Source organism: Microcystis sp. BLCC-F210, assembly GCF_042134685.1.
Lineage (GTDB): Bacteria > Cyanobacteriota > Cyanobacteriia > Cyanobacteriales > Microcystaceae > Microcystis > Microcystis aeruginosa_D.
Genome location: NZ_CP169647.1, coordinates 4474334 through 4487852, shown reverse-complemented (window position 1 = coordinate 4487852; position 13519 = coordinate 4474334). Strand labels below are relative to the sequence as shown.

Genomic DNA, 13519 nt, shown 5'->3' with positions numbered 1-13519 from the left:
CCTGCCACCCTTGATAAGGGGGGTGCCGATCTCCCTACAGATGAATAATTTCTATATTATTAAAATGGGACTGAAGATATTCTGCGGCAAGTCGCCGGTGGCAAAAGTGAGGTTTGTCTTCGCTACAAAGAAAACAGGAATTCTGTAAGCTATCCGGTTTGATCGTTGATTCAATATGTCTTTGATGCAGAATGCCAAGGTATTTTTTAGAGTAATCTTCCCACGATATTTGTTTCTTTTTGTAGGCATCTAAAATTTCTTGAGTGGGCGCAAGTGATAGTTCATGGGAGTAATCGATGCCGCCAATCTCAGAGAGAAAGTACTTTAAGTCGTTTTGTTTGGCAAAGCCGGATAACTGGGAGGTATTATGCAAGCGAGTATCGATGATTTTAGTAACGCCCGCTTTTCTTAGGCCTTCAAAAAAACTAGAGGCAGATTTTCGGGTAAACCCGATGGTGAAAAGTTTAATCATGATCTTTCTCCACATAGGCTATGCGATCGCCCTGCAGCTGATAGGCTTGACTAATTCTCTCGCTTCGTGGCAACTGAGGTTGACTGACTGTAGGGAAAAGAGATAGTTGTATATTCTCCTGTTTGTCTTGCAAGTCATGAATTTGCAAGAGTCGTTCTTCGAGATTTTCCTGGTACTCCAAGTCACCGTTGCTGTGAATGTGGGCAATTTCAAGGTTAAAAGACAGGAGATGCCGGCACACCAGAATGGCTCTATGGCAAGTGATCGGGTCTTTCTCGGCACACATCAGGGCAATGCGATGATTTTGCGATCCTTTGATGATGCGCTTCAGTCCCTGTTGGAATGAGTCAAGGACGGCAATTTTTTCGTAAAGGGCCCTGCCTTCCACATAACAGCTACTATCTGCGGGCCGCGCCCCTAACTCCGCCCCTAAAAAAACATAGCGAATCTCTGCTGTGGGTAGGTAGTACTGGAGGGCTTGTTTGTTGAAGTGGGGAAGATAGCGGCTGTAAGGAGCGGAACGCACATCTGCTAAAGCATTGATGTTATGAATGGAGAGGAGTTCGAGGAACTTTTCTGGGGTGTGGTTAGAATGCCCGATCGTAAATATAGCCAGCATTGTATCTAACTTGATAGTTTAGTAACCTACCTTATTATATCTCAGTACCTCTGGGTTTATCGAGTCAGATAACTGTTAGTTTACCCTCCTGGGTTAGCCACAGCCCGGAATATAAAATTCAAACTTAGGTATAATTTAGCTATCTCCAACCAATGAGCGATGATTAATTATGAACGAGCCTGATACTTTTGCTAATCTCCAACAATTAGAATATATTCCCTACCTAGATACCACGGGTAATATCTCTGCTGACTTACAGGAAAAAATTGGGGTTTATGCCATTTTTAATCGAGAGCAAGTCCTAAATTTTGTCGGCTATTCTCGTGATATTTATCTCAGTTTAAAACAACATCTTGCCCGACAGCCCCAAGCTTGTTATTGGCTAAAAATACAGGTGATTGAGCGTCCTAATCGAACTATTCTCGAATCGATTAAACAAGCTTGGCTAAGAGAAAGTCAGTCAGTAATCAGCAATGAAAAACTCTGGACAGAGCCAATTGATGTTAAATTAGCCATGACTGAGACAGAAAAAGAAATTTATCAAAATGCTGATGAATTAGGGAAAATTAAGTTATTAAAACAGGTATCCAGACGAGTAGAAAACGATATTTTATCAACCCTAGAAAAACGGGGAGTACAGATGGAAATTCGTTTTAATCCCAAGTTAAAAGAACAGGGTTTGCTCGATTTAAAGTAAAAATTCCTAGGAGCGATCGATTCTCCAGACAAACCGCTATGATAGTATATCGCCCCATCCCGACACCAATGGAACAGCGATGACCAATCAAGACTGGCCAAACCTACTGCAGCAACTACTCGATCAAAAATCCCTTTCCCTTAACCAAGCTGAAGAATTAATGACCGGATGGTTAAACGGCCAGATTCCAGAAGTTTTATCGGGGGCGATTTTAGCGGCTTTGCAAGCAAAAGGAGTCTCAGCCGCCGAATTAGCGGGAATGGCCACAGTTTTACGCCAACAATCTCGCTTAGAAGACCCTAAACCCCATACTACTCCCGTTATCGATACCTGTGGCACCGGCGGTGACGGGGCCGCAACCTTTAATATTTCCACTGCCGTGGCTTTTGTGGCGGCCGCTGGAGGCGTAAAAGTGGCTAAACACGGCAATCGCTCTGCCTCCAGCAAGGTCGGTTCGGCCGATGTTTTAGAATATCTTGGGGTTAATTTAAGCGCCCCGAGCGAGAAAGTAGCGGCGGCCTTAGATGGGGTGGGAGTGACCTTTCTTTTTGCCCCCGGTTGGCATCCGGCCCTGAAAAGTGTGGCTAATCTCCGCAAAACCCTGAAAGTTCGCACGGTTTTTAATCTTTTGGGTCCTCTAGTTAATCCTCTGCGTCCCACAGGTCAAGTTATCGGAGTTTATGACCGGCAATTTCTCATCCCCATGGCCACAGCTTTAGCACAAATGGGAACCCCAAAGGCGATTATTGTTCACGGACGGGAAAAACTCGATGAGGTGGGGTTAGGAGATCTGACCGATATGGCTTTATTAAATAATGGTGAGGTGATTTCTGGGGAGATCGATCCCTTGTCAATTTCTATCCCTAGAGCTAGTTTAAATGCCCTTAAAGGCGGGGAAGTGCCAGAAAATGCCGAAATCCTCAAAAATATCCTGCAAGGGGGGGGAACGCCCGCTCAACGGGATGCTGTGGCAATTAATGCCGCTCTTGCCCTACAGGTGGCAGAAAAGGTCACTTTTGGCGATCATGCTGCTGGTTTCGCCCTCGCACGCGAGATTTTAGCCAGTGGGTTAGCTTGGCAAAAATTAGAGGAGTTGGTTAAGTTTCTCGCTTAGGAAAATTCACGGAATTATGAATTATGAATTATGAATTATGAATTCAGGAGATTACGGCGGATTTATCTTGGTTCTGGTACATTCTCCACGCCGAAAGGCTTATCCGATAAGGATTTATCTGTGCCAGATGGATAGAGGAACCGCCGTATTTTTATTTATTCCCCCATCTCCCCACTTCCCCCCATCTCCCCACGGGAGCATCTCACTTACGCGATGAGTAATTATACTTAGCTTAAAAGCCACTCTTAATCGTGTCTTGGAATGAAATAGAGGCTTTTAAAGACCGCGTACATGGAGAATTAAAACAAGAATTACCCTCGAAAAGTCTATTTTTCTACTAAGTATTTATGCTTATTGCAAAGGTGAGATGCTCCCTCTCCCCACTTCCCCCCGCACCCCACTTCCCCCCATCTCCCCACTTCCCCACACCCCACACCCCACACCCCACACCCCACCTTAATGCACTTACTGCATGACAGAAATCCTTAAACACGATGGTTAAAGGATTTCTGTTACAAACAATACAAAATTATCCAAGTTAAAAAGAATTAAATAACAAATAAGTACCTAAGCAAAATTAATTACACATATCTAACCACCTCTTGCCTCTTGCCTTTTGCCTTTTGCCTATCTTCACTAGGAAATTTATTTTGCACGACTACTTAGAGACTAGGTAAATTACTAAATTTTTGCTAATGACGACAGTATTTTACAGAATACTTATTGTTAAATCCCGATTTCTTCATTTCTAACCCGCACCAACTAGAACAATTACACCCACCAACCAGAAGGAGATAGATTCGTGGTACAAGCACCTGAAAAAGATGGAACAACTCTCAATAAATTCGAGAAATTTAAAGCCGAGAAAGACGGATTAGCCATTAAAGATGAACTAGATCATTTTGCCCAAATCGGGTGGGAAGCGATGGATAAAACCGATTTAGAATATCGCTTAAAATGGGTGGGTGTTTTTTATCGTCCTGTCACCCCGGGCAAATTTATGATGCGTTTGCGGGTTCCTAACGGCATTATTAGCGGTGAGCAAATGCGCGTTTTAGGGGAAATTGTGCAGCGTTACGGCGATGATGGTAATGCCGATATTACTACTCGTCAGAACTTACAATTACGCGGTATTCGTATCGAAGATATTCCTGATATTTTCCAACGACTAAAATCCGTGGGTATGACTTCGGTACAATCGGGCATGGATAATGTCAGAAATATTACCGGTTCACCCATGGCAGGACTAGACGCGGATGAATTAATTGACACCAGGGAATTAGTCCAAAAAGTCCAAGATATGATTACTAACTGCGGTCAAGGTAATTATCAATTTACCAATCTGCCCCGCAAATTTAATATTGCCATCGAGGGAGGCCGGGATAATTCCGTTCATGCGGAAATTAACGATATTGCCTTTGTTCCTGCCTATAAAGAGGGAGAATTAGGCTTTAATGTCGTGGTGGGTGGCTTTTTCTCGGCTAAACGCTGTGAAGCGGCAATTCCCATGAATGTTTGGGTGAGACCGAATCAGGAGGTGGTGGATTTATGCCGAGGGATTTTAGAAGTTTACCGCGATAACGGATTACGCTCCAATCGTCAAAAATCCCGTTTAATGTGGTTAATTGATGAGTGGGGAATCGAGGAATTCCGCACGCGGGTGGCTAATCACTTAGGTTATCCCTTGGCAACGGCAGCCGAAAAAGATGCAATCGACTGGGAAAAACGGGATCATTTGGGAGTTTTTCCGCAAAAACAGGAGGGATTAAGCTATATCGGTCTTTGTGTTCCCGTTGGTCGTCTATTTGCCGATGATATGTTCGATTTGTCCCGGATTGCTGAAGTGTATGGCAGCGGAGAATTGCGTTTAACCGTGGAACAAAACGTGATTATTCCCAATATAGCGGCTGAAAATATGGCGACTCTTTTAACCGAGCCTTTACTGGCTAAGTTTACCCCCAATCCCACTCCTTTACAACGAGCGCTCGTTTCCTGTACGGGGGCGCAATTCTGCAATTTTGCCCTGATTGAAACCAAAAATAAGGCTGTGGACTTGATTCGTCAGTTAGATGCCGAATTAAATATCCCCCGGGGTGTGCGTATGCACTGGACCGGTTGCCCTAACTCCTGCGGACAACCCCAAGTGGCCGATATCGGTTTGATGGGGACAAAAGCGCGCAAAGACGGCAAAACCGTGGAGGGAGTTGACCTCTACATGGGGGGTAAAGTGGGTAAAGATGCTCACCTGGGAAGTTGTGTACAAAAAGGGATTCCCTGTGAAGACCTAAAATCGGTGTTAACCTCTATCCTCATCGAGCAATTTGGGGCGACACCGAAGGGTTAATTAACAAGTTTCTCGATACGCTGAATGGGGGGTTTATCCCCTCTTTTTTTCTGTATCTCTGTTGGGTGAAATTGGCAAACCTCTTGCTATAGTAAGGGGCAGATGGCAGCAGAAAAATCTTTATATATTTTCCTTCCATACTAAATCCAGTTGTTAAAGACTGATTATCTGTGGCTCTCTTGGATTTGGTGGGTAAAATGTATTCTAAGATACAGTCCTGCTGGCGAGGGAGTAGAAGGAACCACTCCAGACACAGAGGACACAAAGATCGATCGATCATAATGTAAGTTAAACTTATCACACAGAACCTAGAAGAGCCTGATATGTAGGCTATACTCAAGGGATTTAGTATGAGATGGGAATCGTTACTTAGCTTCAAATTGAGCTTGTTTGCGAAGTAATTCCCCGATGGTTAAATTGGGTTGAGGTCGGCCCTCAAAAACCGTTCCTACCTCAAATTTTTGCAACTGTACCCGTGCCAAATGATAGGCCTCATCCGGTAGGGGAATATAACCAATACTATCTAATAAATCAGGAACTCGATCGAGATAATATTTAACAAATTTCTCTAAAGCGGGATTCTCTTGGGCTTTTTGAGCATTAACATAGATAAACAAAGGACGAGATAAAGGCTGATATTTACTATCCTCGACATTGCTGCGAGTTGGTTCAATACCATTAACTTTCAAAGCTTTTAATTTATCCCGATTTTGTTCATAGTAAGCATGGCCAAAATAGCCTAAAGCGTTGGGATCTTGACTGACGGCATTAACTAAAGCTTGGTCATCTTCACTAAAATTAAAGTCCCCACGACTGGCATCTTTGCCGTTAATTACATCACTAAAAAAATCGTAGGTTCCGGAATCTTTACCCGGCCCGTGAAGGGTAATCGGTCGGTCGGGCCAAGCGGGATTAATTTGATTCCAACGTTTGATTTTATTCTCGGCTGCTGGTTCCCAAATAGTTCTTAATTCTGTGGTGGAAATATCATCAACCCAGTTATTTTGGGGATTGACTACCACGGTTAAAGCATCAAAAGCGATCGGTAGTTCAATAAATCTTATCTTATTAGCATCACATTTTTTTAATTCTTCCACAGAAATCGGCCGAGAAGCATTATTAATATCGGTTTCTCCTGCACAAAATTTTCTAAAACCGCCGCCGGTTCCTGAAATATTAGCGTCAACTTTAACATCAGCCAAAGCTTTGTGGGGAGGATTGGCTTTAAAATCTTCGAGAACTTTATCGGTAATTGGTGCTACGGTACTCGAACCATCGATTTTAATTGGTTTTAGGTCTTGAGGATTAATATTGGCACAAGCGGGGAAAAGTAGAGCAGTTCCTAGTATGGTTGCCACTACTTTGGTGGGACGAGATAGCTGAGTAAAAATTTCTAGCATAGGTGTCAACAAGGAGAAAGTAAAAACGGGTATTGGGGAGACTTTTCAGTTATCAGTAAACAGTAATCAGTAATCAGTGAGGGATTTGGGTGTTGGGTGTTGGGGAATTTTTTGCTGTAATCGGTAATCGGTGAACTGAAAACTCACATCTGATAACTGATTCAAGGCTTAGGGATGATGGCTGTAAACCTTAATCTTTTCTTTGTTGTTTTTACGTCGCTATAATGGTAGGGAAAGAGAAAACCCCTATCTAGACGAGAAAAGTTAGTGGCTTTACCTGCGACTTAAAACTAATGTTTAGTCAAAATAAATGGTAAAAGAAGTGGAGATTTTTGTCTAGTTATCGAGAAAAATTTTCTTGACAATACATTACGTTCTTTTATTCACTTCTTAACCTATTCTTTACCAAGGCGTGGTAAGTTTTAGCGTAAGATTTAATGCAGTTTACGGATCAAAATTAATCCTATGCTCAACAAAAACAGAACCCATTTACTAACAGCCTTATCCCTAGCTACTTTAACCGCTTGTGGTGGCACCGATACGGCAGGAACTAGCGGAGAGGGAAGCAATAGAATCGCCCAGGTTCCCCTAAAAGGAGAAGTTGCCCTCAATGGTGCGGGCGCTTCTTTTCCTGCACCCCTATATCAAAACTGGTTTGTCACCATCAATCAACTATTTTCTAAACTGCTAATTAACTATCAATCTACCGGTAGCGGGGCGGGAGTCGAACAATTTATTCAAGGTACGATCGATTTTGGCGCTTCCGATGTGGCCATGAGTGACGAGGATATGGCCAGAGTTAGCCGCGGGGTTTTACTGCTACCGATGACGGCGGGAAGCATCGTTATGGCTTATAATTTGCCCGGAGTAGAAGGGCTGAAACTAAGTAGGGAAGCATATGTAGGCATCTTTTTAGGCACGATTACCCGTTGGAACGATGCCAAAATTGCCGCCGATAACCCCGATTTAAAACTACCCGATCAAGAAATTACCGTAGTTCACCGGGCAGACGGTAGCGGAACAACGGGAGTTTTTACCAAGTTTTTAAGCGCCGTTAGTCCCGAATGGAAAAAAAGCATCGGGGAAGGAAAAGCCGTACAATGGCCGACCAAAAAAGGTAAATTTCTTGGCGGTAGAGGCAATGAGGGTGTAACTGCCCTAATTCAACAAAATCAAGGCTCGATCGGTTATATCGAGTACGGTTTCGCTAAAAATAATAACCTGCCCATGGCCGCCCTGCAAAATCAGGCGGGTAAATTTGTCATTCCCGATGAAACCAACGCCGCTGCTACCCTCGCTAACGTTGAACTGCCTGAAAATTTACGCGCTTTTATCGTCGATCCGCCGGGGGAAAATTCCTATCCCATTGTCACCTATACCTGGATGTTGGTTTACAAAAAATACAACGATCCCCAAAAAGCTTTAGCTATGGAGGCGATGATCGAATTTGGACTTAACCAAGGACAAGAACAAGCAGCTCCCCTTGGTTATATTCCCCTGCCGAAAAACGTCCGGGAACGAGTAGCCGCCGCTGCCGATGTCATCTATCCTGATTACACGATCAAGGTGGATTAGTCGCCGAAAAAATGTATTCAAAGTTACAATAGTGTAGAAAGGCCAATTTCGACCTTAGCTACCGCAAACTAGCTGGATTTAAACCCTAATCATGAGTGCGCCCACAGTTCCACCCGACTCAAATTTTAAAGAACGTCCAGAATCGGAAAAAATCCTCGATAAAGGCTTTGTTGGATTAACCACCGCCTTTGCCATCGCTATTGGGCTGATTTTGCTCCTAATTGCCCTAGTTATTTTTATTCGGGCTTTACCAGCGATTCAAACCTTTGGTCCGGGATTTTTGACCAGTAGCGCTTGGAATCCCGTGCGCGGTCGGGAAGAATTCGGAGTTCTGCCAGTTATCTACGGAACTCTCGTTAGTTCTCTGATTGCCCTACTGATTGCTGTTCCCCTCGGTATCGGTTCAGCCATTTTTTTAAGCGAAGATTTTATTCCCTTAAATGCGCGGACAATTTTGGTTTTTCTCGTACAACTTTTGGCCGCTATTCCCAGTGTTGTTTACGGATTATGGGGTATATTTGTATTGATTCCTATCCTCAGACCCCTTGGTAACTGGCTAAATGCTAATTTTAGTTGGATTCCTCTGTTTAGCACGCCTTTAGGAGGTCCGGGGATGTTACCGGCGGGGGTTATTTTAGCAATTATGATCCTGCCGATTATTATCGCTATCTCTCGTGACTCTTTGGCCGCTTTACCGCCGGATCTAAGGCAAGCTTCCCTCGGTTTGGGGGCTACCCGTTGGGAAACGATTTTTCGGGTCTTAATTCCTGCCGCTTTTTCTGGGATTGTCGGGGGGATTATGTTAGCTTTAGGGCGCGCTTTAGGGGAAACCATGGCAGTAACGATGATTATCGGCAATTCTAACCGCATTAGTGCCTCTATTCTCGCCCCTGCTAACACGATCGCTTCCTTATTGGCTAACCAATTCGCCGAAGCATCGGGAATGCAAGTATCGGCGCTCATGTATGCGGGTTTTGTTCTCTTGGTTTTGACCCTAGTAGTCAATATCTTCGCAGAATTAATCGTTAATCGCGTCAAAGCTAAGTATTAAGCCGTCAGAAGGCAGCTTTTTTCTCCTCACTCCCCCACTTCATAATTCATAATTCATAATTCATAATTTCCACTGATAACTGATATGGATAGTGCGAATTTAGGCAATAATCTCAAAAAGAAACCGAGTAGTCCTCGATCACTATTGGGGACAATTATGACCGTCCTCTCGGCTTTATGTTTAGCTGTCACCGTGATTCCCCTCTTTGCCGTCCTAGGCTTCGTTTTTGTGCAAGGGGTGGGTCGTTTAAACGCTAATCTCTTTACTAAATTACCGCCACCGCCGGGGTTAGGAGGAGGAGGCATAGCTAATGCCATTTTAGGGACAATTATCGTCGTTGCCCTAGCCACAGCGATCGCAGTTCCCATCGGCGTTTTAGCGGCGGTTTATCTCTCGGAATTTAGCGGTGATAACAAACTTGCCCAGGGTGTGCGCTTTGCTACCAACGTTTTAGCGGGTGTCCCTTCGATTATTGTCGGGGTTTTCGCCTACGGTTTGTTAGTTGCGCCCTTATTTGGCGAAGGAACAGCCCTTTTAGGCTTTTCTGCCCTGGCCGGTTCGATCGGTTTAGCGGTGTTAATGTTACCGACTATTATTAGAACCACCGATGAGGCTTTAAAAATCGTTCCCCAAGACATCCGCTGGGCAGCCATGGGTTTAGGGGCCTATAACTACCAAACCGTCCTGAAAATCGTCCTTCCTGCCGCAGTTCCCGCTATTTTAACCGGTGTGACTTTAGCAATTGCTAGGGCTGCCGGGGAAACCGCCTCCTTAATTTTTACGGCATTATTCTCTAACTTTTGGCCTCGGGGTGTCTTTGAACCGATTGCCACCCTTTCGGTCCTAGTTTTCAACTTTGCTACTGCCCCTTTTGCCCCTCAACAGCAATTAGCTTGGGCAGGTGCTTTAATTCTGGTGCTTTTGGTGTTGATAACTAACATTTTATCTCGTTTAGCCACGCGCCAGAAAACCTATTAAGTAAAGTAAAAAGTGAAAAGCAAAAAGGGATATTTAAGTAAAAATCTACCTATCTTTCTGATTCCTCAATTAGCCAAATTCAAGGTAAATAATTTATGCTAACTAACTCTAACCCCCATTCTACAGGAACCGTTTTAAAGGTCGATAAGGCTGATATATACTATGGTAATTATCGAGCAGTACGAGATATTTCCATCGATATTCCCAAAAATAGAGTCACCGCTTTTATCGGACCCTCTGGCTGCGGGAAAAGCACCATTCTCAGGTGTTTTAATCGTCTCAATGATTTAATTCACGGTTTTCGTATTGACGGCAAAGTTTTTTATCATAACCAGGATATTTACTCTCAAGAGGTGGATCCTGTCGAAGTCAGAAAATGTATCGGTATGGTGTTCCAGCGCCCTAATCCTTTTCCCAAATCCATCTATGATAATGTGGTTTACGGAGCGCGATTAAATGGTTATAAAGGCGATTTAGATGAATTGGTAGAAACTTCCTTGCGTCGGGCAGCTCTCTGGGAAGAAGTAAAAGATAAACTGAAAGAAAGCGGTTTTTCCCTATCGGGGGGACAACAACAAAGATTATGTATTGCTCGTACTATTGCCGCTCAACCAGAAGTATTATTAATGGATGAACCCTGCTCGGCACTCGATCCAATTTCAACTTTAAAGGTTGAGGAATTAATGCACGAATTAAAAGAACGTTATACAATTATTATTGTTACTCACAATATGCAACAAGCTACTAGAGTAGCAGATTTAACGGCTTTTTATAACGCTGAACCCACCGATAAAGGTGGCAAAATTGGTTATTTAGTCGAGTTTGATCATACGAACAAAATCTTCGGTGATCCTCAAGAACAAGCAACTAAAGATTATGTTAGTGGACGTTTTGGCTAAATTCAGTTATCAGTTATCAGTTATCAGTTATCAGTTATCAGTTATCAGTATAAAGTGGCAAGTTTGGAGTTTTCTTTTCACTGATTACTGTTTACTGTTCACTGGTCACTGAAAAAAACACCCAACACCTATTCCTTTAAAGATTATGTATAGTAGTGATGTTGTCACCGATGCGGTTTTGAGAACCAAAAACTTAAACGTTTACTATGGTTCTAATCTCGCTGTTCGTGATGTTAACCTTGATATTCCTGAGAAAAAAGCGATCGCTTTTATTGGTCCCTCTGGCTGCGGAAAAAGTACGGTTTTGCGCTGTTTTAATCGTATGAATGACCTGGTTAAAAGTGCCAAAATTGAGGGAAAAGTTACCTTTCGCGGTCAAGATATTTATGGTAATTCCGTTAATCCTATCGGGTTACGCAGTCGCATCGGTATGGTTTTTCAGAAACCGAATCCTTTCCCCAAATCTATCTATGAAAATATCGCTTTTGGGGCGCGTTTAAATGGTTACACTGGTGATATGGATCAATTAGTGGAAGAATCTTTAAAAAAAGCCGTTCTCTGGGATGATGTTAAAGATAAACTCAAAGAAAGTGGCTTAGCTTTATCGGGAGGACAACAACAAAGGTTATGTATTGCTCGCGCTATTGCGGTTAAACCGGAAGTTGTTTTAATGGATGAACCCTGTGCGGCACTCGATCCAATTTCTACCCTAAAAATTGAGGAATTAATTCACGAATTGAAAACCCAATATACTATAGTTATTGTTACTCATAATATGCAACAAGCTTCGCGGGTTTCTGATTTAACGGCTTTTTATAATGCTGAACCGACCCCAAAAGGTGGTAAAGTAGGTTATTTAGTGGAATATGATCGCACCGAGGTAATCTTTCAAAATCCTTCCCAAGAGTCCACTAGAGATTATGTTAGCGGTCGTTTTGGTTAATTACTTTAGTCTTTTTGAGATCAATTATCGGAATGAGTTAATCAACTTGTTCTGATTTTTTCTTGTTATTATCTAATAAAACTACATTATTGAGCGTTTTGACTGACTTTAATTTGCAATAGGGTGGTCATCAACTAATTTAAATAACCAAAAATGTGAGAGATATTTGTTTAAGTTAAGCTTAATTAACCAAAGCTTAAACTAGATTTAACCAAACTAAATCTTAACCTTAACCTTAAATTAACTAAAATAATTGATCATAATTTTAGGGTTTCATGTACAATCCAACCTAAAAGTTAATTTTTTGATTTCCGAACCAGCAATAATTAGCGAAATAGCGAAATGAGTATGCAGAATTTCCAATTCAAACTAAATCGATGGACAATCAGCGCTGGTTTAGCGGCAGTAGGAGCAGCCCTAGCTCTCACCATCCCGGCGGTTAATTCCCAAAGCCGCAATACTATCAAAATTGATGGTTCTAGCACCGTTTACCCAATTACAGAAGCAGTAGCGGAAGAATTTCAAAAGATAAATCGTCAGACACAAGTAACTGTCGGTATTTCGGGAACAGGTGGCGGTTTTAAAAAATTCTGTGCTGGTGAAACGGATATTTCTAATGCTTCTCGTCCAATTAAGGATTCTGAGCGTCAATTGTGCGCTAAAAATGGCGTTAAATTCTTAGAATTGCCGATCGCTTTTGATGCTTTAACAGTGGTAGTCAATAGACAAAATCCCCTTAATAGCATCAAGGTTTCTGAACTGAAAAAAATGTGGGAACCCGCTGCTCAAGGGAAGATCACTAAGTGGAATCAAGTTAATTCTAAATGGCCTAATGCCAACCTAAAACTGTTCGGACCAGGTGCAGATTCGGGAACATTCGATTACTTTACCGAGGCAATTGTCGGTGAATCGAAGAAAAGTCGCACCGACTTTACCCCCAGTGAAGATGATAACGTTCTAGTGCAGGGAGTTATCAGAGATCGTAACGCTTTAGGTTACTTTGGCTATGCCTATTATGAAGCAAATAAAGGTCGTCTGAAAGCCCTAGCCATTGATAACGGCAAAGGAGCCATATCTCCCTCAGCAGAAAATGTCAACAACGGTAAATATAACCCCCTTTCCCGTCCTGTTTTTATCTACGTTAATGCTAATGCGGCTAAACGTCCAGAGGTAAAAAGTTTTGTCGAATTTTTCATCAACAATGCTCCCAAATTAGTCCGGGAAGTTAAGTATGTTCCTTTACCCGCTAATGTCTATCAATCGGTAATGAGAAACTTTAGAAATAATAAAACAGGGAGTGTATTCGTTGGCCGAGATGTGGTGGGTTTAACAATCCAAGATATTGTCCAGCTAGAAGCTAAAGAATAGTTGCTTATCTGCCAATAAATGGAATGGGGAAGCGATTATCTTCCCCATTTTTGGAGTTG

Annotated in this window: 12 protein-coding genes; 9 read left to right on the top strand and 3 right to left on the bottom strand. The window is 42.7% G+C overall.

What is annotated here, in order from left to right; all coding sequences use genetic code 11:
• Positions 1-34 precede the first annotated feature (34 nt).
• The gene (locus ACE3JL_RS21810; protein WP_193958278.1) at positions 35-472 is read right to left on the bottom strand and encodes a DUF488 family protein; all 438 of its coding nucleotides are present in this window, start codon (positions 470-472) and stop codon (positions 35-37) included.
• Positions 465-1091 carry a DUF488 family protein gene (locus ACE3JL_RS21805; protein WP_375328366.1) on the bottom strand — a complete coding sequence of 209 codons (627 nt, stop codon included), beginning with the start codon at positions 1089-1091 and terminating at the stop codon, positions 465-467. Before ACE3JL_RS21805 ends, ACE3JL_RS21810 begins: the two co-directional genes overlap by 8 nt.
• 169 nt (positions 1092-1260) lie before the next feature.
• Between ACE3JL_RS21805 and ACE3JL_RS21800 the strand changes: the two genes are divergently transcribed.
• From ACE3JL_RS21800 to ACE3JL_RS21790, 3 genes are all read left to right on the top strand, one after another.
• A complete protein-coding gene (locus tag ACE3JL_RS21800) occupies positions 1261-1788 on the top strand; it encodes a GIY-YIG nuclease family protein (protein WP_375328365.1) in 528 nt (175 codons plus the stop codon).
• Between the two features lie 79 nt (positions 1789-1867).
• Positions 1868-2902 (top strand): anthranilate phosphoribosyltransferase, encoded by a 1035-nt coding sequence (gene trpD, locus ACE3JL_RS21795; RefSeq protein WP_271992197.1) that lies wholly within the window; start codon positions 1868-1870, stop codon positions 2900-2902.
• Positions 2903-3704: 802 nt separating this feature from the next.
• On the top strand, positions 3705-5246 hold the full coding sequence (locus ACE3JL_RS21790; protein WP_271989408.1) for a ferredoxin--nitrite reductase: 1542 nt from the start codon (positions 3705-3707) through the stop codon (positions 5244-5246).
• Positions 5247-5611: 365 nt separating this feature from the next.
• On the opposite strand, the gene ACE3JL_RS21785 is transcribed toward ACE3JL_RS21790, so the two are convergent.
• Positions 5612-6646: a PstS family phosphate ABC transporter substrate-binding protein gene (locus ACE3JL_RS21785; protein WP_271989409.1), complete on the bottom strand. Its 1035-nt coding sequence runs from the start codon at positions 6644-6646 to the stop codon at positions 5612-5614.
• 465 nt (positions 6647-7111) lie between these two features.
• On the opposite strand from ACE3JL_RS21785, the gene pstS reads away from it, so the two are divergent.
• From pstS to ACE3JL_RS21755, 6 genes are all read left to right on the top strand, one after another.
• The gene (pstS, locus tag ACE3JL_RS21780; RefSeq protein WP_271989410.1) at positions 7112-8221 is read left to right on the top strand and encodes a phosphate ABC transporter substrate-binding protein PstS; all 1110 of its coding nucleotides are present in this window, start codon (positions 7112-7114) and stop codon (positions 8219-8221) included.
• A gap of 91 nt (positions 8222-8312) precedes the next feature.
• Positions 8313-9272, top strand: coding sequence for a phosphate ABC transporter permease subunit PstC (gene pstC / locus ACE3JL_RS21775; RefSeq protein ID WP_271989411.1), 960 nt, complete (start codon positions 8313-8315; stop codon positions 9270-9272).
• An 84-nt stretch (positions 9273-9356) separates the two neighbouring features.
• Positions 9357-10250, top strand: a complete 894-nt coding sequence (pstA, locus tag ACE3JL_RS21770; protein WP_185240088.1) for a phosphate ABC transporter permease PstA — start codon at positions 9357-9359, stop codon at positions 10248-10250.
• Positions 10251-10345: 95 nt separating this feature from the next.
• The gene (pstB, locus tag ACE3JL_RS21765) at positions 10346-11149 is read left to right on the top strand and encodes a phosphate ABC transporter ATP-binding protein PstB (protein WP_271989412.1); all 804 of its coding nucleotides are present in this window, start codon (positions 10346-10348) and stop codon (positions 11147-11149) included.
• 145 nt (positions 11150-11294) lie between these two features.
• Entirely contained in the window at positions 11295-12092 is a 798-nt protein-coding gene (gene pstB / locus ACE3JL_RS21760) for a phosphate ABC transporter ATP-binding protein PstB (protein WP_375328364.1), read from the top strand.
• 342 nt (positions 12093-12434) lie between these two features.
• Positions 12435-13460: a PstS family phosphate ABC transporter substrate-binding protein gene (locus ACE3JL_RS21755; protein ID WP_375328363.1), complete on the top strand. Its 1026-nt coding sequence runs from the start codon at positions 12435-12437 to the stop codon at positions 13458-13460.
• The last annotated feature ends 59 nt before the right edge of the window (positions 13461-13519 follow it).

What these genes read in the sequence shown, in the direction of transcription:
- ACE3JL_RS21810 (WP_193958278.1), bottom strand. Translation starts at nt 472, where the DNA reads ATGATTAAACTTTTCACCATCGGGTTTACCCGAAAATCTGCCTCTAGT.
- ACE3JL_RS21805 (WP_375328366.1), bottom strand. Translation starts at nt 1,091, where the DNA reads ATGCTGGCTATATTTACGATCGGGCATTCTAACCACACCCCAGAAAAG.
- ACE3JL_RS21800 (WP_375328365.1), top strand. Translation starts at nt 1,261, where the DNA reads ATGAACGAGCCTGATACTTTTGCTAATCTCCAACAATTAGAATATATT.
- trpD (WP_271992197.1), top strand. Translation starts at nt 1,868, where the DNA reads ATGACCAATCAAGACTGGCCAAACCTACTGCAGCAACTACTCGATCAA.
- ACE3JL_RS21785 (WP_271989409.1), bottom strand. Translation starts at nt 6,646, where the DNA reads ATGCTAGAAATTTTTACTCAGCTATCTCGTCCCACCAAAGTAGTGGCA.
- pstS (WP_271989410.1), top strand. Translation starts at nt 7,112, where the DNA reads ATGCTCAACAAAAACAGAACCCATTTACTAACAGCCTTATCCCTAGCT.
- pstC (WP_271989411.1), top strand. Translation starts at nt 8,313, where the DNA reads ATGAGTGCGCCCACAGTTCCACCCGACTCAAATTTTAAAGAACGTCCA.
- pstA (WP_185240088.1), top strand. Translation starts at nt 9,357, where the DNA reads ATGGATAGTGCGAATTTAGGCAATAATCTCAAAAAGAAACCGAGTAGT.
- pstB (WP_271989412.1), top strand. Translation starts at nt 10,346, where the DNA reads ATGCTAACTAACTCTAACCCCCATTCTACAGGAACCGTTTTAAAGGTC.
- pstB (WP_375328364.1), top strand. Translation starts at nt 11,295, where the DNA reads ATGTATAGTAGTGATGTTGTCACCGATGCGGTTTTGAGAACCAAAAAC.
- ACE3JL_RS21755 (WP_375328363.1), top strand. Translation starts at nt 12,435, where the DNA reads ATGAGTATGCAGAATTTCCAATTCAAACTAAATCGATGGACAATCAGC.